Genomic DNA, 24,584 nt, shown 5'->3' with positions numbered 1-24,584 from the left:
TTACAAGGCATGATCTTATGGAGGCTTCTCTTTAAGTTCATGCCTTTTTCTAATTCTGGAAGAGGAGCCCTGCCTATGTACAATCTGATACTCGTAGATGATGAAGAGGATGTTCGAGAAGGACTAATGCAAGAGATCGACTGGGAATCGCACGGCTTCCACGTGGTAGAACGAGCGGAGAATGGGAAAGAAGCGATGGAGCTGATTGAGAAGGTGATGCCCGATATTGTCGTGACGGATATTCATATGCCGTTCATGAATGGCCTCCAATTGGCGGAATGGGTTCGGAAGGCATATCCATCCATGAAGATCATCATCCTCACGGGATATGACGAATTTGAATACGCTCAGAAGGCAATCAAGCTACAGATTGATGAATATGTGTTGAAGCCGTTCTCCGCTTCGGATTTGATCGAGGCGTTGCTCAAGGTCAAGGAACAGATGGACAAAGAATTATGCGAAAGACAGAATCTAAATGCATTGCAAGAAAAGTACCAGAAAAGCTTGCCCGTATTGCGGAGTGTATTCCTCTCGTCCTTGATCACGCGTTCTTATATGGAAGCTGAGATTCATGAGAAGGGTATCCAGTATGATATGGAGCTGATATGCGGCCCGTATCTGGTCTCGGTCATTCAAATGGATCACAATCGCTTCACGCAAGGTGATGCCTTTCTACTGCAGTTCGCTATGCTCAATATTGCTGAGGAGATCGTTCAGCATCATAACCTCGGTTATGTGTTCATCCATCACAATCATGTCGTGGTTCTCTCGATGCTGCAGGACGCGGACGAACATGGCCTAAGCCAGACTACGATGGAAGTGATGGAAGAGATTCGATTGAACGTACATAAATTTTTGAAATTCACGGTCACCATCGGTGTAGGATCGATCCAGTACACCGTGACGGAGCTGCACGCATCTTATCCTGACGCTATCCAAGCGCTGAATTATCGATTACTGCTCGGTAATGATCGGGTGATCTGGATACAGGATGTGGAGACAAGACGGCACAATCCATTAATTCTGGATGAGATGAAGGAGCAGGCGCTCATTCGGTGCATCAAAGTTGGGATGGCAGAGGAAGCGCAGGAAATGATTCAGCTCCTTTTTCATCATTTCGTGGAGGAGTCCGCCTACTCGATTCAGGACTTTCAGATCTATTGCACGGAAATCTTAATGGCGATCATTCGGGTGGCAAAGGATATGGAAGTTCCACTGGAGTCTTTATTCGGCAGCAATCAATTGCCGATCGCCGAAATCACTTCATGCCCTAGCGTGCACGAAGCTAGGCAATGGATGACTGCCGTCTGCCTGCGATTAATGGAGCAGATTGCGGTAGGCCGACAGACCAGCTATAAGAAACTAGTGGAAGAAGCAAAAGCCTATATGAAGGCTCACTTTGCCGAGAGTGACATGTCGATACAACGAATCTGTCAGCATTTACATATTAGCGCAGGGTATTTCAGCAACATTTTCAAGAAAGAAGCCAAAACGACCTTTGTCAACCATCTATTGGATCTTCGGATGGAAGCCGCGAAGGAAATGTTGCGGACGACAGATATGAAAGCGTTTGAAATTGCGGAGCAAGTCGGATATAGCGATGCGAACTATTTCAGCTTCTGCTTCCGTAAGAAATTCGGCCTCTCGCCGAAAGATTACCGCAACGGTGCCCGAACATGAAAAATTTCAAACGAATTCAATTTATCATTACATCATCTTTTATCTTAATCACCGTGGTCACCGTCTTAATTGTAAGCTTCATGTTATATAACAAATTCTCGAATACGGCAGAAGACAATGCCGATCTGAACATGGGGCAGGTCGTCGAACAGGTTAAATACAATCTGGAGATGTACATCAAGAATATGACCAGTATTTTCGACGTGGTAGAAGAGACGATTAACCGGAATCCGTCTTACACGAGTTCGATTCTAGAGGAACAGTTAAATTCGATCATGAAGACGCGGGAGGATTTGATCTCCATTGCCATGTTTACGAAGGCTGGCGAATTGGTGGTGAATATTCCGAAGCTCGAGATGCGTCCGTATACGTTGTTACAACGTCAGAGCTGGTTCAATGCCGCGCTCGAATCACCAGATCAACTCAATGTCTCTTCTCCGCACATTCAGAATTTGTTCAAGACGCAATACAAATGGGCGGTATCGCTCAGCAAGCAGACGAGCTATCAGCAGGGTAGGCTCTCGCATACTGGGGTATTGGTCGTCGATATGAACTTCAAGACGATCGATGAGCTCAGCCGGCAAGTCGTATTCGGGAAGAGGGGCTACGTCTATATTATCGATTCATATGGCAATATCGTGTACCACCCGCAGCAGCAGCTGATTCACGCCGGATTAAAATATGAAGATTTGGAACGTGTTCTCACGTACTCCTATGGCAGCTACCAAGATGAATTGAATGGGGAACAGCGGATGATTACGATCAAGACCGTCAATCCCATTGGCTGGAAGGTCATCGGGGTTGCTTACAAAGATGAACTGCTCACAACCAAATCGGAACTGAACACGTTCTTGCTCTGGTTCCTGGTCGTCGTCATCATGTTCGTGCTGCTCTTAGCGATTTTCGTCTCTGCACGTATCGCATCACCAATCCAGCGATTAGCCAAATCTGTGAAGTTGATCGGTGAAGGCCATCTGAATACACCAATTCCCGTCTCTGGCATTTATGAAGTCGAGCAGTTGTCCAGGCGATATCATGTGATGCTGCAGCAGATTCGTCATCTCATGGAGCAGATCATCGTGGAACAAGAAGCGAAGCGCAAGAGTGAACTTGATGTTCTGCAAGCGCAGATCAATCCGCATTTTCTCTATAATACGCTTAATTCGGTTATTCGGCTGGTGGAGAAGGGAAGAAGTAACGAGGCTGTGACCGCCATCACGTCGTTATCACGATTTTTTCGCATTAGTCTAAGCAAAGGTAAGAATTTCATTCCGGTTCATGAAGAGCTGGAGCATATCCGGCATTATCTGATCATACAGACGATACGTTATAAAAATAAATTCCAATATTCGATCGAGGCCGATGAACGTGCCCTGCAATGTCTAACGATGAAGCTAATTCTTCAACCGATCGTCGAGAATGCGATTGTGCACGGTATCGAGCAGATGGCTGATATGGGGATGATCCGGATTGTTGCGAGAATCGAGTCTGGCAAGCTTCTATTCGAAATTGCCGATAACGGGCTCGGCATGTCGCCGCGAGTCCTGGATCAGTTATTGACGAACGAACTTGTAAGTGAACAAGGATCAGGTGTTGGTGTGCGGAATGTCAATCAACGGATCCAACTCCACTATGGAACGGATTACGGGATGCACTTCGAGAGCGAACTCGAGGAAGGAACGACGGTGCGAATCTACCTGCCATTGGAACCAGTGGAGAAAGAAGGTGAGGCATGATGTATAAGAAGAGCTTATTCGTCTTCCTATGGTTGAGCTGTCTGCTGCAGTCCTCTTGTTCTGTAGATGGTGGATTGTTAACCGATGATCAGGAGCGCCATATCGATCTCATCGTGAAGATGGATCATGGCGATTATTGGAGCACGCTGCGGATGGGCGCAGAAGTGGCGGCGAAGGAGTTCAACGTGAATCTTCGGTTTCTCGCTCCTGCGAACGAAGGGGATATCCAAGGTCAGATTAACCTTGTGAACGATTCGATCCAGAAGCATCCCGATGCACTGCTTCTCGCAGCGAGTGATTATATGAAGCTGGCACAAGTGACGGATCGCGCGGCGTACAATAATATCCCGATCATCTCCATCGACTCGGAGGTCGGATCCGCACGCGTGAAGAGCTATATCGGGACGAACAATTACGAGGCAGGTCAGCGTGCAGCGGAACGAATGGTTCAACTAATCGGCGGAAGCGGAAAAATTGCCGTGATGAACTTCGTCCAAGAAGCGCGCAATGCCAATCAACGGGAGGAAGGGCTGCTAGATTATATTGCACGTTATCCTGACGTGCAGATCGTGAATATCGCCTACTGTCAGTCGAGTAAGGAGATGGCCTCTGCGATCACGCGAGATTGGCTCAAGGCTTATCCCGATCTGAGAGGCATCATTGCGTTAAATGCGGAAGCATCGATTGGTGTGGGTCGCGTCGTAAAAGAGGCGGGGCAAGGCGGTCTGATCCAAGTCATCGCCTTCGACAGTCCTCAAGAGACGATGGAGATGCTGCAGGACGGCACGGTGCAGGCGCTCGTCATCCAGAACCCTTTCAACAACGGATATCTGGCGGTTCAATATGCTATGGAGCTGATGGAGGGCCGTAAAATCGCCGATCGGATCGACACGGGGATTAAAGTTATTGATTTGGAGAATATGCTGTGGCCCGAGAATCAGAAGTTGTTATTTCCATTTGTCCGATGAGGAACTCATGAGGATTTTGATAGAAATGATGAGGATTTTGGATTCATTCTGCTGGCCTGATTCGAGATAATGTAAGCGTAGTCAAATGGATTTGAATATGAGGAGGTCTACAGAGATGAAGAAGTTAACGTCGATGTTATTAGCGAGTGCGCTACTCGTGACGGTGATGAGCGGGTGTTCGACAGGCAGCAAAGATGGTGGATCCAGTGGAAGCGAACCCAAAGTCGGGGTCGCCATTTACAAATTCGATGATACGTTCATGACAGGGGTCCGTAACGCGATCGAAGCGAGTGCGAAAGGGATTGCCCAGGTTGAAATTGTAGACAGCCAGAACTCGCAGCCGACACAGAACGATAAAGTGGATCTCTTCATCACGAAAAGCACGAAGGCGCTGATTATTAACCCGGTAGACCGCACGGCTGCTGGCGTCATTATCGATAAGGCGAAGCCTAAAGATATTCCTGTTGTCTTCTTGAATCGCGAACCACTGCCTGAAGACATGAAGAAATGGGAGAAAGTCTACTACGTTGGCGCGAAAGCTGAAGAATCCGGTACGATGTCAGGTCAGTTGATTGTGGATTATTGGAAATCCCATCCAGAAGCGGATAAGAACAAAGACGGCGTCCTGCAATATGTCATGCTCAAAGGCGAGCCGGGCCACCAAGACGCGGAGCTGCGGACGAAATTCTCCGTGCAGGCGATTGAAGATGCCGGGATCAAAGTCGAGAAGCTCGCTGAAGATACAGCGATGTGGGATCGTGTGAAAGGCCAGGAGAAAATGGCAGCGTTCCTCGCATCTCAAGGCGACAAAATTGAAGCGGTGCTCGCGAACAACGATGATATGGCATTAGGCGCGATTGAAGCGCTTAAGGCGAATGGCTACTTCAAAGACAATAAATTCATGCCGGTTGTCGGCGTGGATGCAACAGCTCCGGCTCTGCAAGCACTCGAACAAGGCACACTGCTCGGAACCGTCTTGAATGATGCGAAGAACCAAGGGAAAGCATCGATTACACTTGCGAGTGTCCTAGCGAAAGGCGAGACGCCATCGAAAGAGAACGTCGGGTTCGATATCTCTGACAACCAATATATTTGGATTTCCTACAAGAAAATTACGAAAGACAACATGGCGGACGCGAAATAAATTGGATTCTCATCTTAATGTGTAAGTACATGCTGAGGAGGATGAATGCGTTCGAACTATCGACGCTTCTCCTCTTCATTTCGGATTTAGGAGGCGACCTAAGATGCAGCAGCAGGAATATGTGCTCGAAATGAACAACATTGTCAAAGAGTTTCCTGGCGTCAAGGCACTCAATCGGGTCACGCTTCAAGTGCGGCCGGGCACGGTCCATGCCTTAATGGGAGAGAATGGCGCAGGGAAATCAACGTTAATGAAATGCTTATTCGGGATCTATTCACCGGATGGCGGGGATATCAAGCTGGATGGCGAGCCTGTCGTCATCCCCAATTCCAAGGTTGCACTCGGGCTTGGGATCTCTATGATTCATCAAGAATTACATCCGGTTCCATATCGGAATGTGATGGAGAATGTATGGTTAGGCAGATTTCCGACAAGAGGTATCGGACCGATACAATTCATTGATCATCGGAAAATGGCCCAAGATACGCGAGAGCTGTTCCGCGGTTTGGATATCGATCTGTCGCCGGAGACGATGGTGCATACGTTATCGGTGTCGAAGATACAATCCTTGGAAATCGCGAAAGCGGTCTCTTTCCAATCTCGACTCATCGTGATGGATGAGCCGACGTCATCCCTAACCGATGTGGAAGTGGAGCAACTGTTCCGAATCATCCGGGGACTTCGCGAACAAGGGGTTGCCATCATTTATATCTCACACAAGATGGAAGAAATTCTAAGAATTTCGGATGAAGTGACGATCATGCGGGATGGGAATAAAATCGGTACTTGGCCAGCTGCGGAGTTAACGACCGACTTGATCATTTCGCGCATGGTTGGACGAGATCTTACGAATCGCTATCCAGAACGGGAGCATGTTCCTGGCGAGGTGCTGCTTCAAGTGAAGGGACTCACTTCACCGCTTGCGAACTCCTTCAGAGATATCAGCTTTGACCTGCGGCGCGGGGAGATTCTAGGGGTCGGCGGCTTAGTCGGCGCGCAGCGTACAGAGTTGGTCGAGGCGTTGTTCGGACTTCGCGAGATTGAATCTGGATCGATTCATATCAATGGACAGCAGGTGCAGATCAAGTCTCCCGAGGTCGCGAAGAAGCATGGCATGGCCCTGTTAACGGAGGAACGGAGGGTAACGGGAATCTTCCCTGTCTTATCGGTCCATGAGAATGCCGCGATTGCGAATATCGACAAATACCGTGGCCCCTTCCTCTTGCTGAATGAAAAGAAGAAGCGTCGATCCGTGGATGCCATGGTAGAGAAGTTGCGTACGAAGACGCCTTCCACGAAGGAACTCATCATGAATCTATCGGGCGGCAATCAACAAAAGGTGCTGCTAGCGCGGTGGCTGTTAACGGAGCCGGAAATTCTGTTATTAGACGAACCGACGCGCGGTATTGATGTCGGAGCCAAATATGAGATTTATTCCATCATCGTTGAGCTTGCGAAGCAAGGGAAGAGCATCATTATGATCTCTTCGGAGATGCCGGAATTGATCGGGATGTCGGATCGGATTATCGTGATGTGTGAGGGAAAGCTGACAGGAACGATTGACGGGGAACAAGCAACCGAAGAAGAAATTATGCGGTTAGCTGCACAGCACTAAGTGTGTGTAAGGGAGAGAGGGTAGTATGGAAACCAAGCGAATTCAGAACTTTATCTCACAAAATGCGATTTATATTGTATTGGTCCTGCTGATTGTTGCCATCGCGATCTATGATCCTACGTTCCTCGGGCTAGGCCCGTTGCGCGATGTGTTGAACCAATCGTCTACTCGGGTTATTATCGCGCTAGGCGTCGCATTTATATTAATTACTGGTGGAACAGACCTCTCCGCAGGTCGGATCGTTGGATTAACGGCTGTTGTATCGGCATCCATGCTTCAGATGACGGTTTATACGCGTAAGTTTTTCCCGAATCTTGGCGAGATTAATCTGTTCCTTCCGATTGCACTCGCGATTCTCGTTGGACTGATCTTCGGGTTGATCAATGGGGTTATCGTTGCGAAGTTCAAGGTTCCTCCGTTCATTGCTACGCTCGGGACGATGGTCGCCGTCTATGGTGTGAACTCGCTCTATTTTGATATGGATCCGAATAACTCGCAGCCGATCGGCGGTCTTCGTGAAGATTTTACAGACATATTCGGTACGGGCAGCGTTGGCTTCAGCGGCATCTCGATTCCGAATATCGTCCTCATTGCCATTCTCGTGTCATTGCTTGTCTGGGTCGTCTTCAACAAAACAAAGCTCGGCAAAAATATGTATGCCATCGGCGGCAACCAGCAAGCAGCCAAAGTGTCTGGGATTAATGTCGGCAGAAATCTCATCTATATCTATTCGATTGCTGGCGCACTCTACGGTTTGGCAGGGGTGCTCGAAGCAGCGCGCACAGGTGGAGCGACGAATAACTATGGGAATATGTATGAGCTCGATGCCATCGCAGCATGCGTCGTGGGCGGCGTATCAACGACCGGCGGAATTGGAACGGTTCCAGGGGTCGTGACGGGCGTACTTATCTTCACCGTCATTAACTATGGTCTAACCTTTATCGGCGTCAGCCCCTACTGGCAGCTCATTATTAAGGGTTCCATCATAGTGGCAGCGGTTGCATTCGACATGCGAAAATATGCAGCGAAGCGGTAAATGGATTGCGTTACATTGAAAAGATCACCAACTTCCAATGTTCATTGGAGACGGTGATCTTTTGGCGTTCTGTCATTTCATTCCTTCTGAAGAAGTCCGAAGAAGCTGCACGAAGGCATCGGCCGCCATGGACAACTTCATATCACGCCGCACAGCAAAACCAATCCATCGAGGCGGGAGCGGGTCGATAAGCTTCAGTTCGAACAGCTTCCCGTTCTGGAGTTCTTCACGAACGAATGAACGGCTAATGAACGCAGCACCGTACCCCAGTCTAGCGAATTCTGATAGTAGATCCACACTACCGAGTTCAATATCCGGCTTTACCTGGAAGCCCTGATCTGCGAACCATTGCTCGACGAAGATTCTTGTACGGCTGCCTGGAGATAATAGAATCAGCGGTAGTGAAGCAAGTTCCTTCATTGTAAGTGAGTGATTCTTCAGCTCATCATACGCTTCCCCAACGACAAAACAATCCTCCAACACAGCAAGTGGCTCGATACTTAGCTTCGGATCATCCATAGGCAGGTGCAACACTGCACAGTCGATCTCGCCCTCGATTAGGCGCTTCGTAATGTCGGGCGTTTTGCCATGTGAGAGACGGATGCGAATGCCCGGATAGGCTTGGTGATAAGCATTTAATTGCGGCAGCAATAGATGTTTGATGAGCGAATCACTCGCCCCGATACGAATTTCCCCCTCATGCAGCTGCTTCAGATTGTGAAGATGCTTGTGACCTGATTCCAGCAACGCGAACGATTGCTCCACATATTGGAGTAATGCCTGTCCTTCTACTGTGAGCGCTACACCTTTGGATTGTCGATGGAACAATTTCATTCCGAGCGCTTCTTCCATCTGCTTGATCGCATAGCTGACGGAGGGCTGTGTAATGTGGAGCTCCTGTGCAGCTTTCGTTAAATTTTGGCAGCGCGCGGTATGCATAAATATTCGATACCATTCGAGATTCATCATGATATAGACCTCCTCTATGACAATATGATAATATTCCGATTTCACTTATTTCATATCCCTCATTATAATCGGAGTTAACCGATAAAACAAAAGAGGTGGACGGAAATGAGATTAACCGAACCAGATTGGGAAGCGCGTTCCCCGTGGTCTACCCACAATGATAAAGCGGAAGTGACTATTCATCCTCCGGAAAGACCTGTGAATGGGCGCATTCAGGTACCTGGAAGCAAGAGCTTAACCAATCGCGCATTGATCATCGCCGCATTGGCGGACGGAAACTCGGAGCTCCATGGCATTCTAAAAAGCGATGATTCATACTGGTGCATCGATGCGCTAACGAAGCTTGGTGTGCAGGTCGCCATAGAAGGGGATATGGCTTATGTCGATGGGAGAGGTGGCGCGTGGCCGAACAGCACAGGTGAACTTTACGTCGGCGCGGCCGGGACGTTGGCGCGGTTTTTGCCGGGAGCATTAGCGATAGGCCATGGATCATGGACTTTGCGAGGGAGCAAACGTATGAGTGATAGACCGCTCTCTCCGCTGTTAAGCGCGCTAACGGCATTAGGGACGCAATTCGATTATCAGCAATCGGAACGTTGTCTCCCTTTTTCGCTTCAAGCAGCAGGTTTGCAAGGTGGAGAAGTCCATTTGCCAGGATCCACTTCCAGTCAATTCATTAGTGGCTTGCTCATTTCCGCCCCGTACGCCAGAGAACAGATCACGATACACATTGACGGTGAAGTCGTTCAACGGGATTATGTTCAAATGACGCTCGATATGATGGCTTCCTTCGGAATAAGACCTGAGGTATCCCATGATGGGCAATCGATTAAAGTTCCTACAGGACGTTATCATGCGCAGTCTTATAAGCTGGAGCCGGACATTTCGACATGCTGTTACTTCTGGGCCTCCGCAGCACTCACGGCGGGATGCATTCGAATCGATGGGGTGAACGCGCACAGTGTAAGTCAACCGGACATTGAGATCTTAGATGCGTTGGAATTGATGGGCTGTGTGGTGCATCGGGGTGACAGCTTTATTGAAGTGCAAGGTCCAAGTCAACTCAAAGGCGGTTTTACGCTAAGCATGAAGAAATGGTCAGATCAGACGCTTACAATTGCGGCCATGGCTCCATTTGCCGATGCTCCTATTACACTGAAGGACGCTGCACATATCAGGCATCATGAATGTGATCGTATCGCCGCGATATGCAAGGAACTGAGCAAGCTCGGCATTCAGGTAGAGGAGCATCAAGACGGCTTAACGATCTATCCAGGCCAGCCGAAGCCGGCTTTATTAGATTCACATGACGACCATCGGATGGCGATGTCGCTGTCACTAATTGGTCTCAGAATCGCGAATGTACGGATTATGGATCCAGGTTGCGTGTCGAAGACGTGTCCGGATTATTTTGAGCGATTGTCAGCATTAGGCGTATCGATAGCGTACTGAAAATAGGAGGTACAGGGATAATGGCAGGTAACACATATGGTGAGGTATTCAAAATAACGACGTTTGGTGAGTCTCATGGCGCAGCGGTCGGTGTCATCGTGGATGGCGTGACGCCGGGCGTCGAAATCGACGAAACGTATATTCAACGCCAGATGGACCGGCGGAAACCAGGTCAATCTTCCGTGACGACGCCGCGCAAGGAATACGATAAGATTCAGATTCTATCGGGTGTATTCGAAGGCAGGACAACAGGAACGCCGCTCGCGATCATGCTGCATAATCATGACATGAATCCCGGCGCGTATCATGAAATTCAGCACGCTTTTCGACCAGGTCATGCGGATTTTACGTATTTGCAGAAATACGGGATCCGAGATTATCGGGGAAGCGGACGGGCTTCGGGTAGAGAGACAGCAGCTCGTGTCGCTGGCGGCGCTGTGGCGCGTAAGCTGTTAGAACGTAGAGGCGTTCAAGTGCTGGCATATACCCGCGAGATCGGTGGGATTGCATGCCAGACATTCGACGAAGCGTCGATTGAACAGAATGCGGTTCGCGCTTGTGATCCGGCCGCAGCGGCTGAAATGATACAGAAGATCGAGCAGTTGGCATTGCAGGGCGACAGCTGCGGCGGCATCGTCGAATGCCGGATTCGCGGGGTGGACCCTGGTCTTGGTGAGCCAGTATTCGATAAATTGGATGCGGAGCTCGCGAAGGCGATGCTCTCGATTGGCGCAGTGAAAGGCATCGAATTCGGTGCAGGGTTCGAAGCTGCTTCCATGCTTGGCAGCGAGCATAATGACGCGATGAGCAACGATGGTTTTCTTAGTAACCATGCGGGAGGCATCATTGGAGGAATTAGCACAGGGCAAGAGATCGTCTTTCGAATCAGCGTGAAACCGACATCGTCGATTTCTGTAACTCAGAGAACGATCAACGTGGCAGGAGAGGAGCAAGAGATTAAGACGGAGGGCAGGCATGATCCATGCATTTGTCCAAGAATTGTTCCGGTTGTCGAAGCGATGGCTTGTCTCGTACTCGAAGATCAATATAAACGGCAAGCTGCTATGTTAGGATAAGCTCAGTTAATGTGAACCCCGGCTCGATTCGGGGTTCTTCTTCTTGCGTGATATACTGTAAGGAAACGTGGTGTACCATAGGTTGGAAATGTGTCAAACGTACGACCAACACCTTATATGGCGAGGAAGGATAACGATCGTGAGAAGCAGACAAGAAATGATGGACTTAGGCATGCAATTTGCCCATAGCTATGAACAGATTCGGCTATTTACACTGGAAGGCTCGCTTACCAATGTGAATATCCCGCCCGATGAATTTCAAGACTATGATTTCTCATATTTTGTCACGGATATGGAGCACTTCAAGCGCAGCGATGAATGGATCGACTTTTTCGGCCCTCGGATGATCCTGCAGAAGCCCGAGGATATGGAGCTGTTCCCGGCAGAGCTTGGGAATTGGTTCTCCTATCTCATGATCTTCGAAGACGGAACCAAGATTGATCTTACGTTGATTCCGCTGGGTGAAGTGGGAGATTACTTCGAACAGAGCGACGGTCTAGTGGAAGTATTGCTTGATAAGGACAATCGGATAAAGCAGCCTGTTGTCGCATCCGATCGTCAATATTATATTCGGAAGCCGAGCGCGCGATCGTTCGATGATTGTTGCAATGAATTTTGGATGAGTGCGACATATGTCGCCAAAGGGCTGGCCAGGCAAGAGATTCTATTCGCGATCGATATGATGAACAATGTATTTCGCCCGAATCTGCTCACGATGCTGCGGTGGAAGGTTGGTATGGATACGGAATATACCTTGAGCATTGGGAAGTCAGATAAGTTTTTGCAACAATACGTCACACGAGAGATATGGGAGAGACTGCTATCAACGTATAATATGGTCTCCATCCCGTCCATGTGGGCAGCCCTCGATACGTGTGTGGCGTTATTCAGAGAAACGGCGCATCAAATTGCCAAGCAATATCAGTATTCATATCCTGCATATGATGCGAAAATCAGTCCTTATATTGATCACATCCGTAAGAAGTCTAACTAATCCAGCTTCATCCAAGTGGAGCCTCATCGATCTATCGATGAGGTTCTTTTCTTTTCCACGTTCAAAAGTTTATTTTCTCCATCGAATGTCGTATTTCTTGAGTAGATGAAAGTGCTTACATCAGTTAATATGTAGCTAGAGACGATGGGAAGGAGGGTCGGTTGGCACGTGAGGCATCACATTATTGAATCCTAGGAGGAATACATGAACAATAAAAATGCTAGGTATAAGCGTATTTTATCTATTGTATTGCTGCTCCCCCTTGTTGTAGGTATGCTCACACCCGAGGCTTATGCCGCAGTGAATGGCGACGGAACGGATGTCATTAATGAGAATTATGCCGATCGGCTGAGTCTTCAGCCACTAGCCCCAGCATTCCGAGTCGAAACCTTGCTGCGATGGTCGCCAAATACAGATCCAGACGCATTATTGAACCGCTCCACCATTCCTCTGAACAAACAACGATTCAAAGGATCTCAGATTAACCCTCTAGCACATCCACAGGCAGGCATTACCTCAGCCGCAATCACTACATGGAACCACGATGAAGCAAGCTCCGTCGGTAGCAATGCGTTTAATGTCTATGCTTTTGATAATTGGCAATTACTAGATTCCTATATTTATTGGGCAGGTACGAATGAAGGCATTTTCGCTATCCCATCCCCGGACATCGTTGATGCTGCGCATCGCAATGGGGTGCCAGTCTATGCTACCGTGGGCTTCCCATGGGGCTCGGGCACGCCCGGTGCGCTGGCAGAAGTCAATGCGTTCACACAGCAGAATCCAGATGGATCTTTTCCTATCGCGGACAAAATGATCGAGATTGCTGAATACTACGGCTTTGATGGGTACTTCATGAATCAAGAAACCTATGGCGTAAGTAAAGCGACGGCTGAACGGATGAATGAAATGATGCGCTACGTCAAGCGACACTCGAACCTTCGGTTCAGCTGGTACGATGCGCAGTCCAATAACGGTAATGTCTCCTACCAGAATGCGGTCAACAGCAATAATGATATGTATGTGAAGCCGGCGGCGGACGGTACATATGCGGTCGATGAGTTCTTCTTGAACTATAACTGGGGGACGAGTCAGATCAATACGACGGTCACGACGATGAAAGGGCATAACCGCGATCCTTATGATGCCTATGCAGGCTTCGAAATCCAACAGAACTCGTATAACACCAATATTAATACGACCCCACTCCTGAATGAGCAGAAACAGCCCAAAGTTTCGATCGCGCTCTATACCCCGAACTCCACGATGGGATTAGCTGCAAATCCTGCGGATTTTCATGAAAAAGAGAAATATTTATGGACAGGTCCGCAAGGGGATCCGTCATTAGCAGATGATTCTTCTAGCTGGAAGGGGATGGCGCGATTCGTGACGGACGCTTCCGTTATTCAAGCGTTGCCGTTTACGACCAATTTCAACAGTGGTCACGGCAAGCAATATTTCATAGACGGTGCGGTAACAGGCACACAGGAATGGAACAACCGCTCCGTCCAAGACATTATGCCGACATGGCGATGGTGGATTCGAAGCGTTGGCAGCAGGATCAATGTAGCGTATGATTTCGACCAAGCTTATAACGGTGGGAACTCGCTTAAGTTCAGCGGACCACTCGATGCGGCATCCGTGAATGATGTGATGCTCTACAGCACCAAGCTGCAGATCTCGGACAAGACAAAAGTTCGATTAGTCTATCATAATCCGACTGGAGCAGATCTATCGCTTGGCGTAGCATATGGTGCAGACTATGCAAAGGAACAAATGAAATATTATGCGCTGCCGAAGCACGGTGTAGGATGGCAATCTACCGTCATTGATCTTGGGGGTGAAGCGGGTAAGACGGCATATGCGCTAAGTCTGCAAGTGCGTAACGAAGCGCCGTTAGACCAATCTTCGATTCACTTAGGACAACTGGAAATCTATGATTCAGTTGCACCAGTCCTTCCTGCACCGCAGCAGGCGAAGGTGGATGAACAGCTCATCCGTACGGCGTATGAAGCGGAAGCTCGGTTGAGCTGGACGAAGGCATCTAACGTGTTGCATTACGAAATCTATCAGAAAAATGCGGATGGAAGTGCACGATTGATCGGCGTCACGCCGAACAATCACTTCTATACGTCGAACATTTCGCGGACAGCTGCGAATGCCTCGTCAGACAACATCACGAAGCTGCTCGTTGTGGCTGTGAACCAAGACTATAAGCGCGGAACGGCAGCAGAAGTCGACTTTGTATGGGGGATGGATATTTCTGCGACGGAATTCAGCGATCACGAGGCTTCTCCGAATGTCGCGCTGCACGCCAAAGTGACAGGGGTATCGGCCGAGAACGAAGCTGAGCCTGCTGCGAAGGCACTTGATGGCACAGTGACAGGGAATAGCAAATGGTGTGCAACGAATAAGCAAAGCGGCTATATGTCCATCGATTTAGGCGAGACGAAGACGATCCGCCGTTGGCGCGTCGAACATGCTGAATATGGCGGAGAAGCGAAGGACATGAACACGATTGATTTCGAACTGCTGTATAAAGACGATGCGGGGAATTGGATCAGCGCCAAGCGGATTCGCGATAATCACAGTGCGGTGACAGATATTATTCTCGATCAGCCGGTCACTGCGCGAGAATTCAAACTCCAGGTCTACAATAGCGGTTCATCCCCTTGGGGGGCGATCCGGATCTACGAATGGCAGATGTTCGAGCGCGGAGCATTGCCGAAAACCGATAACATCATGATGCATTTCGTAACCGCTGAGAACCAAGAAGGTGCGCAGGATAAAGTTGTCCTGGAACGCGTACGGAATGGTCAGAAGGTTCGATTATACAAATCATTGGAGAGCACGGAAGCATTGACGGAGAAAGTCGCTTCCAAAGACGGTACCCTAACGATTGAAGGGTTGGATTTCGGACCGGCAGCAGGAAGAATCTATTATACCGTTCAAAGCGAAGGATCCGATGAAAGTCTCAAGTATAGTACGGTTTACGCCAAAGAACCTGGATTCAACCCATCAGAAACAATGTTGTTGTCTGAGAGCAGTGTATACGCCAGTAAGGAATTTACCGTGCAATTTGGGCTGCGTAATGTGACCGAGAGTGTATATGCGGCGGATATTGCAATGACCTACGATTCAAAGTTGTTCCAATTCATCTCTGCCGATCCGACTAAGGATGGCATCAACCTCGTGTCGACTGTGAAAGACACGCCTGGCAAACTGCGCTTCATTCTAGCAAGCAACGGAACCGACAACGGCATGAAAGGTGAGGTACAGATATTGAAGCTGAAGTTCAAGGCAGCCAAGGTTGAGGCAGCTACTGCAGCATCCATCTCTGTCACAGATACCACAATGGGTGATGATGCAGGAAAGGAAACCAAGGCATCTCCATCTTCGATTACCGTTCAGATCAAGCCGGAGATCGTCCATCCTGGCATGCCGGGCGACGTGAACCAGGACGGCAAGGTCAGCATCGGAGATTTGGCGATGATCGCGGCGAATTACGGTAAAACTTCCGCAAGCGCGGATTGGGAACTCATCAAACATCTAGATGTGAACAAAGATTTGAAAATTGATATTGAGGACCTGGTGTTCGTGGCAAGCAAGATTATCGAGTAAGATTTCGAGTCGTATGAACGCACAACGCTTTTATGGATCCCGTGAAGTCGCTGACTTGACGGGATCATTTATTTTCCCTTGAATACATCACCATGCTCTAAGAATTGATCATCGACAGATACCTTTCGACACGTGCATAATGAAAAATATGACAATAAATGATTCGGGTATCGAGGCTCACCGGATCTAGGAGGTGCATGCATGTACACGGTATTGGTTGTAGACGATGAAGCCATTGTGTGCCAAGGGATTAAGGAGTTTTTGGAGATGTCTGGGCTGAACATTACGCAAGTATGGACCGCATCGAACGGTTACGAAGCCTTGGATTACTTGCGGATGGAATCGATTGACCTCGTACTGACCGATATCCAGATGGACGGCATGAATGGCATTGAACTGATGGAGTCCATATTATCCGAAAAGCCGGATATTCCCGTCGTTGTCATCTCGGCATATGATCAATTTGAATATGCACAGAAATGCATACGGCTAGGCGCAAGGGATTACTTGATCAAACCAGTGCAGCTGCAGCAGCTGATCCAAGTCGTGGGCTCGGAACTGTCCGAACGGAATGATAAATATAAACGGTTGCTGGAAGAATCGATCAAGCTCAAATTTTCGATGACTGGCATGTTATCTTTGCGCTCCTATATCTTGAATGAAGTGATTACAGGGTCGCTCGTGAATGCCGACGATTATTTGTTTATCTTCGAGCAGATTGGACTCAAATTTGAAGGCCCGTACTATTTGGTACTTCTCATCGAACTTTCTTGGGAACGGTCTGGCGCTTCGCATCGAACCATTCATTCACTTCGAGACCGTAATCTGCTGAAATATGCGGCAATCAATATTGTTGAGGAGACGTTGTCAGATTTGAATGCGGTGACCTTTTATGGTCAAGGTCATCAGATTGTCACGATCCTACAGTTTGATTCATCCGAGCATACAGACCGGAAAACAGACCATATCTCCCGGCTCCATTTGATCGGGAGGACGCTCGTAACTAATATTCAAGGTTACCTTCATATAGACGCGGTTGTTGGCATCAGCCCGATTCAGTTTGGACTTCCAGCACTCCCAGCGTGTTACCGAGAGGCGGCCAAAGCCGTTAAATGGCATGCGTTATATGAGAATCACACCGTCTTTTATGCCGAAGACTTTTCGTTGAAGGAAGCTTCAGTGCAGGTAGATTGGCAGTCGAGAACGGAGCATTTCGTCGAACGGATCAAGACAGGGAAAAGCCAGGAAGATATTCTGGGTGTCATCGAACGGTTCATCGCTGATATTTCACCGATTTTTGAGCGTGATGATTCGACGGCTGGTATTCCATTGAGCATCGCTTATCGGATCTACGCCACGCTGCTTGAAATGAAGGAAACGGTCGGAGAGCGCTATACGCTGCTAGAACCGATCCGATTCTTCCAATTTCCATTATCAGGTATAGAAATCCAGCATCGTCTGGCGGAATTTCTAACAGATGCGGCGGAGCTTATTCATGCATCCATGGCAGACCATGATCAAGCGATCATCCAGCAATCCATTGCTTATATCAAGCAGAATTATCGGCATAAAGGGCTGAAAATCCAGGATATTGCTGACCATGTACATCTCAGTCCCAATTATCTGAGCTACATATTCAAGCAAATGGTAGCCGAAACGGTGTGGGAATTCGTGACCCGATTGCGATTAGAGGAGGCCAGGTACTTGCTGGTGAATACACACAAGAAGCGATATGAAATCGCGGATGAGGTCGGCTATGAATCGCCAGAGCATTTCAGCCGCGTATTCAAGCGCTATTATGGCGAAAGCCCGAATGCGGTACGTGAGTCATGAGCCAGGAGAAGGAATGTTAGACAGATATTCAGACGGATTGGGGTGAAGGCTCATTGTTCAGAACTACACAATCGCAACGCTTAACGAAGAAGGCTGTGCTGTTTGTCATCGTATTCATTTTTATTCCCATGCTCCTTATTTTCTGGTTCGGTTCCAATCGAGCTTCTTATTCTATTAAAATGCAAGTGGGAGCTGCCCTTTCCGAATTGAATAAACAAAATCATGCGACGTTGGACCGGGTGATGGATGCCGTCGACCAGAAGCTTGTAACCATCATGAGCTCGAATCTCATTCAACAATGGCGGGATGACACGGCATTCCATGCGGAACAAAGTCTGCAGAAATACATTGCAACCGAGAATCTGCTAAGCACCTATTCGACGAATGCGAATTATTCTTTGTTCGTACGAACGCAACAACCAGAGAACTATGATTTTGCCCCTTCTACAAGTGTATCGAGTGCTGGTGTGTTTTTTATAGAAGATCTTGTCGCAAGCGATTGGATTGAAAAAGCGATGGCAGCGGACGGAAGAGGCTTAGTAGAGCGCATCGACCAATTCGGCTTCAATCCAGATGGACGCAAGACCATCGCATTAATACGAGCTGTTTCGGATCTTTCCCACGGAGGAAAACCCATCAGCGTCGTCGTAGCCACAGAGATCGAAAAACTGCTGATGAGTGAAATGAATGCCATTACGCTGCCGGATCATGCCAGAGTCTTCTTAACCGATGCGAAAGGTACGGTCCTTGTCGGATCAGATCCCCAGGCATCAACTTTCGTTATTCCAGATCACGGTTCGGAATTGCTGACTAACGTGTGGGTTACGGATAGTCACATGTATGTCTATCATGACAGTGTCTCGTATGCCGATCGACTCATCTATGAGATCCCGCTTAACGCGTTATTAGGTTCTTATAATGAGGTCCAGCGGATTATTCGAACGATTGCGATAGGCTACTTTATCGTTATTCTGTTGTTCCTCTTGTATCTCGGGAAGTCTGTCTTAAGGCCGATGGCAAGACTCGCCAGTCTTACGCGATCTTATGAACCGGGAAAAGAAATGAAAAGATACGCCGAAGAAGATCGAGACGATGAAATTGGTACGTCTTACCGTTCTTTCTATTTGATGACGGAGCGGTTGAATCAATTGGTCAAAGAAAAATACGTGATGGAAATCAAGCAAAAAGAGTCTGAGCTTAACTTGATGCATTCCCAGATCACGCCGCATTTGCTATACAACACGCTGGATTCTGTCTATTGGTATGGAATCCGCGGAGGCGTGCCGGAGGTCGCTGACATGGTTAGAGATTTGTCGACGATGCTACGAATCGGCCTAAGCCGTGGCAAAGAAATCATTACGATAAGGGAAGAACTGAACCACGTCGAAGCGTATCTGCATTTACAGGAGAAGCGTTATCATCATTCATTCAAATTCCACATTCAAATCGAAGAGGGCACGGAAGACTGCTTGTTGCCAAAAGTCATCATTCAACCTCTCGTTGAGAATAGCATTCTCCATGGTATTGGTAAAATGGATGGGGAGGGGGAGCTATGGATCAATATCCATGCTTCGGAAGACACCTTGCTCATATCCGTCGAAGATAACGGGTTTCGTGCACTCGATCTAGCGAAGGTACAAGCGATTCTCACAGGAACGGCAGACCCGGACAAAGGTTTTGGCATTCGCAATGTACATAAACGGATCCAATTAAGGTTTGGAGATGACTATGGCTTATCGTATTTCGTGCGACAAGACGGTGGCACGAAAGTCACAATCCGACTTCCTGTTATTCGGTCCCAGCAAGAACTCGCCGTCTATATTGCATAATCCACATGGAACCGCCCGCTGAGGCGGTTTTTCTAATGCATAGAATCCATCATAGAGTGCGGAGGAGCCGTCATGGGCTCTGTCTATCGTTTTCAATACAATAAATGATATACCAATGAAAGAAAGGATGTGAGGGGGTGTCCACACAAACCGCGAGGGTCAAGGGAAGACAACCGGTTCACCCGCTGATCAAGAAAAGCAAGGATTATTTATGGGGAGTTCTCTTTATACTGCCAGCGATCATCGTCTTTTGTCTATTTCTCTGGACGCCTATTGCCAAGGGGGTGGTGTACAGCTTCATGCATGTCGACTTCATTAACGGTAGTAACTATGTTGGCCTGAAGAACTATCGTGAGGTCATTGCGAACAGTGACATGGGAATGACGATCTGGAACACCATCTACTATATGTTCTTGTGTGTACTGCTTGGCTTCTGGGTGCCGAGCATTGTCGCCATTGCTATCTCTGAGTTAAGACGGTTTCAAGGCGTCATGCGATTAATCGTATATTTGCCGCATATTGTGCCAGCCGTTGTCCTCTATGGCATGTGGCAATGGTTATACGATCCGTTAGGACCCGTGAACCAAATCGCATCTTGGTTCGGGGATCATCAATTGATGTGGTTAACCGATAAGAGCATCGCCATGATCTCGATCGTGATTGCCGAGACGTGGCAGGCCTTTGGCGGTGCAACGTTGATCTATTTGGCAGGGATCGTTGGCATTCCGAAAGATTTATACGAGGCGGCCGAAATTGATGGTGCCGGTGTGCTACAGCGCATTCGCCACATTACGATTCCAGGCATACGTCATCTGTATGTGCTGATGTTCATCTTGCAGCTGATCAGCACATCTCAGGGTTTCATGACACATATGGCCTTGACTGGCGGCGGTCCGAACAACGCGACGCTGACGTACATGTATCAGATCATTAATGAAGCGTTCACGAACTTGAATTACGGCAGGGCATCGGCGATGGGCGTTCTGATGTTCCTCGTGCTGACTTCCTTGTCGACCGTACTCTACTATTTTCAAGGAAGGAGCAAAAAAGTATGAGCCAACCCGAACGCAGTATTATGTCATCATTTGATCTAAAGAAAGGTTCGGTTCGCATTGGATATTCGATCATGCTGCTTGCACTGCTTGTGCTCGCCGTGACGATGCTGTATCCTTTTGCAACGACGATTTTCTCTTCGTTCAAGACCAATCAGGAAATCTTCATGTTTCCGCCAAGCTTATTCCCACAGCAATTCCAGTGGAGCAATTACGCGGAAGGATTCAAGTACGTGGAATTGTTCCGACCCTTCATGAATACGCTGATCCTTTTTGGCGGAAATGCCGTTATTTCACTCATGATCGTCAGTCTCGCGGCGTTCAGTCTCTCCCAGATGAAGCTGCCGTTCCGCAAAGGGATCACGCTCTTCTTCATGAGCACACTCATGATTCCTAGCGCGACGTATATGATTCCTAGCTTCTTGAATCTGCAGAGCCTCGGATTAATCGACTCTTATTGGGCGTTCTGGCTGCCGGCAGGGGCTAGCGCATTCAACATTATGCTGCTGCGAAGTTTCTTCGATGGCATTAACAAAGAATTGTTCGAAGCCGGACGAATGGACGGGGCTTCCGAACTGCGTTGTTTTTACCGGCTTGCGATTCCGATGTCGATTCCTGTCTTCTCAACATTGCTGATCTTCGCTTTTACGTCGACATGGAACGATTGGTATTGGCCGTCGCTCGTCTTGACGTCACCGGAGAAATATCCGCTTGCTTCGGTCGTGTACCGTAACATTATTCAATCCTTCAATCTGACGTGGAATGTGAAGTTCAGTGTATTGACGGTGATCATGCTTCCGCCGCTTCTGTTCTTTCTGTTCTTCCAGAAAAATATTATGCACGGCCTGAATCTATCAGGTGTCAAAGGATAGCGTTGTTCCAGTGAATCCATCATCACAATCCGAGAATCGATCATCGATCCAACAGGTGTGACCCTGTATGATGAACGTGTAATCGACCTTATCCAATTCCGAAAGGGGTAAACCAAGTGAAAACAAAAAGAAAAAATGTTCTTCTCCTCACGATTCTAGCTTTAACGATGATCGTAAGCGCTTGCGGCAGCAGTACGACGGGGAATGAGGGGAGCAAGGAAACTGCGGGCTCACAAGAACCGGCGACAAACTCGACAGCGGAGACCAAGGAAGCGCCGGTGACGATGACCGTCCAGTTCCCGAAGTCGGATAATCTCACAGGCATAGAGTTCATTAACAAAAGGATGGACCGGTTCAAGGCACAGTATCCGAATGTCACGCTAAAGAAGAATGACTGGCAGTATGCGCCGAATGAAATCGGAATCAAGATGGCGGCTCATCAGGCCCCTTCATTCTATCGAACCCCTGCGACGGAAGGAAAAGTATTGCTGGAACATCAATGGCTTACGGATTTAACGCCTTATCTCGCGAATTACAATCACGCGAACGACTTCAACGAGAAATTGGCCAGTCCCTTCATGATTGACGGCAAAATGTATGCGATTCCGGCGAACGGGTATATCATGGCGGTGATGATAAATAAAAAGCTATTCGAAGCCAAGAATATCCCGGTTCCGACGCCGGACTGGACTTGGGATGATTTCTATGCGGCGGCGAAAGGGACGGCCGATCCAGCCAAAGGCATTGCCGGATTTGCTATGATGGCCAAAGGCAATGAGGGAGGATGGAACTGGACGAATTTCTTATATGCCGCTGGAGGCACCACCCAGCAAGTTGCTGCAGGCAAAGTAACATCGGCCTTCAACTCCGACGCGGGCGTGAAAGCAATGGAGTTCATGAAAAAATTAAGATGGGAAGGCAATGCGCTCCCGCAGAACTGGGCCTTGAACTTTGGTGACGTATACAATCTGTTCAAGCAAGGACGTGCTGCGATGGTGCTGGGCGATCGTATTGAAGATGCGATCAATAACGGCGGCATGAAGAAAGAAGACTTGATTATTCTGCCAATCCCTTCGATGGAGAAAGGCGGCGATCACACGGGGGTGCTTGGCGGTAATTACGATGTCATTAATCCGCAAGAATCGCCTGAAACCCAGCAAATGGCATTCAATTATGTCACATTCGATTTGTTCAAAGATAGCGGTCTCGATGAGCTGAAGCTGGTTCTGGAAGATCGGAAAGCCAAAGGACAAGTATATCTGTACGGAGCGCCGGCTTACTATAAACCGGATTCAGAATATGGCAAGAAGATTGAAGCCTTGGTGAATGAATATCCGGATAACGTCTTTCGATATGATCCGGAAGTCACCAAGGTAATGAAAGGCGTGCCGGAGCCATCCTACAATGGGCAGGAGACTTACGCGGCATTAACCAATGTCCTGCAAGAAATATTTTCGAACAAAGATGCGGATGTCAAAAAATTACTTGATATGACCGCAAAGAAATTCGATGAGGACGTGCTCTCCAAGGTTGTTGTTCAATAGGTTTATGCGATCAAGCAATAGATTGATGGAATAGGAGGGAGCAGCATGCTCACGAGAAAATCCTTTACAGATCAAACGACAGGACTGCCGATCCTTGCGATCGGCTGCGAAGGTCGCGATACGGCACATCATTATATGACGGCAATGACCTGGTTATCGGATAGTCGGCATCTGATCGTGCACACGGAGATTGATCCGACAACAGGGGTGGGAAACGTGGTGCGCGTCGATTCGGAGACCGGTGATACCGAGGTGCTGGAGGAAGGATTGACTTGGGGGCGCGGCGTCGTGTCTTGCGAGGATATCTTATATTTGTTCGACAAGAATGAGTTGTATGCCATTGATGTTTGGAGTGGTGAACGGCGAACGATTTGTCGGCTCTCGTCCCATTGCACGTTGATGGGTCCGCTATCCATCACGAATGACGGCAGGGTGCTAGGTGTCTATTGGCAGGAGTATAATCCGCCAGACGATTCAGCTGAATGCGTATCAGGAGAAATATGTTGGGTGATCGGCACCATTCATACGGTGACAGGGGAAGTTCGTGAAGCGGTACGTCCCATTTTCGACGAACCCTACCCCATTGCGAATCATGCTATGATTAACCCCGTGAACCCTGAGCTGCTATTCTACTCGCATGAGGGTGCAACAGAGCAAATCTCGGACCGTTTATGGACTATAGATATGCGCAGTGGAACAACTCGGAATATTTTTCTGCAAAAAAAGGATAAGTACGGACAGCTTGTCGAGTACGTGGGGCACGAAATATGGGCATACGATGGCAGCGGATTATACTTCGTGAAATATCCGCATAGTCCGGATCAACCGTCAGGTTTGTTATTCGTGGATCGGGAAGGCGTGCACCAAGAATTCATCAATGGCGATTACAGGTACTGGCATGTCGGCGTTAGTCCGGACGGCCGGTACGCAGCCTGCGACACCCAAGAGCCCGGTGTGTCGAAGATCGTGTTGATCGATACGGAGACGACACGCGCTAAGCTGCTGTGCGAGCTGCCTTGCCGCGGGACCCACCCGGGACATCCGCACCCATCGTTCAGTCCAGACAGTCGCAAGATCACCTTTACCTTTTCCGATTCGGATGACGTGCTGTGGGTTGGCATTATGGATATTCGAGAATGCACATATTGAAAACGCTTACTTTT

General features: G+C 48.5%; 17 protein-coding genes. 16 read left to right on the top strand and 1 reads right to left on the bottom strand.

Going from position 1 to position 24,584, the window contains the following annotated elements:
* Positions 1–75: 75 nt before the first annotated feature.
* From GCU39_RS10555 to mglC, 6 genes are all read left to right on the top strand, one after another.
* On the top strand, positions 76–1,680 hold the full coding sequence (locus GCU39_RS10555) for a response regulator (protein ID WP_152393467.1): 1,605 nt from the start codon (positions 76–78) through the stop codon (positions 1,678–1,680).
* Positions 1,677–3,416, top strand: coding sequence for a sensor histidine kinase (locus GCU39_RS10550; protein WP_152393466.1), 1,740 nt, complete (start codon positions 1,677–1,679; stop codon positions 3,414–3,416). Before GCU39_RS10555 ends, GCU39_RS10550 begins: the two co-directional genes overlap by 4 nt.
* Entirely contained in the window at positions 3,413–4,384 is a 972-nt protein-coding gene (locus tag GCU39_RS10545) for a substrate-binding domain-containing protein (protein ID WP_227793534.1), read from the top strand. The genes GCU39_RS10550 and GCU39_RS10545 overlap by 4 nt, the downstream gene beginning before the upstream one ends.
* 115 nt (positions 4,385–4,499) lie before the next feature.
* Positions 4,500–5,528, top strand: a complete 1,029-nt coding sequence (locus GCU39_RS10540; protein WP_152393465.1) for a galactose ABC transporter substrate-binding protein — start codon at positions 4,500–4,502, stop codon at positions 5,526–5,528.
* A gap of 103 nt (positions 5,529–5,631) precedes the next feature.
* Complete coding sequence (locus GCU39_RS10535; protein WP_152393464.1) at positions 5,632–7,143, top strand: sugar ABC transporter ATP-binding protein; 1,512 nt, start codon at positions 5,632–5,634, stop codon at positions 7,141–7,143.
* A gap of 25 nt (positions 7,144–7,168) precedes the next feature.
* The gene (mglC, locus tag GCU39_RS10530; RefSeq protein ID WP_152393463.1) at positions 7,169–8,179 is read left to right on the top strand and encodes a galactose/methyl galactoside ABC transporter permease MglC; all 1,011 of its coding nucleotides are present in this window, start codon (positions 7,169–7,171) and stop codon (positions 8,177–8,179) included.
* A gap of 72 nt (positions 8,180–8,251) precedes the next feature.
* Here mglC and GCU39_RS10525 read toward each other — a convergent pair whose 3' ends face one another.
* Positions 8,252–9,148 (bottom strand): LysR family transcriptional regulator, encoded by an 897-nt coding sequence (locus GCU39_RS10525; RefSeq protein ID WP_152393462.1) that lies wholly within the window; start codon positions 9,146–9,148, stop codon positions 8,252–8,254.
* Positions 9,149–9,253: 105 nt separating this feature from the next.
* On the opposite strand from GCU39_RS10525, the gene aroA reads away from it, so the two are divergent.
* The 10 genes from aroA to GCU39_RS10475 all read left to right on the top strand — a co-directional run bounded on the left by aroA (position 9,254) and on the right by GCU39_RS10475 (position 24,570).
* A complete protein-coding gene (aroA, locus tag GCU39_RS10520; protein WP_152393461.1) occupies positions 9,254–10,600 on the top strand; it encodes a 3-phosphoshikimate 1-carboxyvinyltransferase in 1,347 nt (448 codons plus the stop codon).
* Between the two features lie 20 nt (positions 10,601–10,620).
* Positions 10,621–11,676 (top strand): chorismate synthase, encoded by a 1,056-nt coding sequence (gene aroC, locus GCU39_RS10515; RefSeq protein ID WP_152393460.1) that lies wholly within the window; start codon positions 10,621–10,623, stop codon positions 11,674–11,676.
* Between the two features lie 139 nt (positions 11,677–11,815).
* Complete coding sequence (gene ant(6) / locus GCU39_RS10510) at positions 11,816–12,670, top strand: aminoglycoside 6-adenylyltransferase (protein ID WP_152393459.1); 855 nt, start codon at positions 11,816–11,818, stop codon at positions 12,668–12,670.
* Positions 12,671–12,874: 204 nt separating this feature from the next.
* Positions 12,875–16,291 carry an endo-beta-N-acetylglucosaminidase gene (locus GCU39_RS10505; protein WP_152393458.1) on the top strand — a complete coding sequence of 1,139 codons (3,417 nt, stop codon included), beginning with the start codon at positions 12,875–12,877 and terminating at the stop codon, positions 16,289–16,291.
* A gap of 201 nt (positions 16,292–16,492) precedes the next feature.
* Positions 16,493–18,124 carry a response regulator gene (locus GCU39_RS10500; RefSeq protein WP_152393457.1) on the top strand — a complete coding sequence of 544 codons (1,632 nt, stop codon included), beginning with the start codon at positions 16,493–16,495 and terminating at the stop codon, positions 18,122–18,124.
* A gap of 53 nt (positions 18,125–18,177) precedes the next feature.
* Positions 18,178–19,953 (top strand): cache domain-containing sensor histidine kinase, encoded by a 1,776-nt coding sequence (locus GCU39_RS10495; protein WP_152393456.1) that lies wholly within the window; start codon positions 18,178–18,180, stop codon positions 19,951–19,953.
* A gap of 137 nt (positions 19,954–20,090) precedes the next feature.
* Positions 20,091–21,008, top strand: a complete 918-nt coding sequence (locus GCU39_RS10490; protein ID WP_227793533.1) for a carbohydrate ABC transporter permease — start codon at positions 20,091–20,093, stop codon at positions 21,006–21,008.
* Complete coding sequence (locus tag GCU39_RS10485; RefSeq protein WP_152393455.1) at positions 21,005–21,877, top strand: carbohydrate ABC transporter permease; 873 nt, start codon at positions 21,005–21,007, stop codon at positions 21,875–21,877. The genes GCU39_RS10490 and GCU39_RS10485 overlap by 4 nt, the downstream gene beginning before the upstream one ends.
* 116 nt (positions 21,878–21,993) lie before the next feature.
* Positions 21,994–23,421 (top strand): ABC transporter substrate-binding protein, encoded by a 1,428-nt coding sequence (locus GCU39_RS10480; RefSeq protein WP_227793532.1) that lies wholly within the window; start codon positions 21,994–21,996, stop codon positions 23,419–23,421.
* Between the two features lie 45 nt (positions 23,422–23,466).
* Entirely contained in the window at positions 23,467–24,570 is a 1,104-nt protein-coding gene (locus GCU39_RS10475; RefSeq protein WP_152393454.1) for a TolB family protein, read from the top strand.
* Positions 24,571–24,584: the final 14 nt, after the last annotated feature.

Origin of the sequence: Paenibacillus guangzhouensis (genome assembly GCF_009363075.1) — a bacterium.
GTDB classification, from domain to species: Bacteria; Bacillota; Bacilli; order Paenibacillales; family Paenibacillaceae; genus Paenibacillus_K; species Paenibacillus_K guangzhouensis.
The sequence above is the reverse complement of the archived record's forward strand: the minus strand, read 5'-3'. Positions and strand labels throughout refer to the sequence as shown.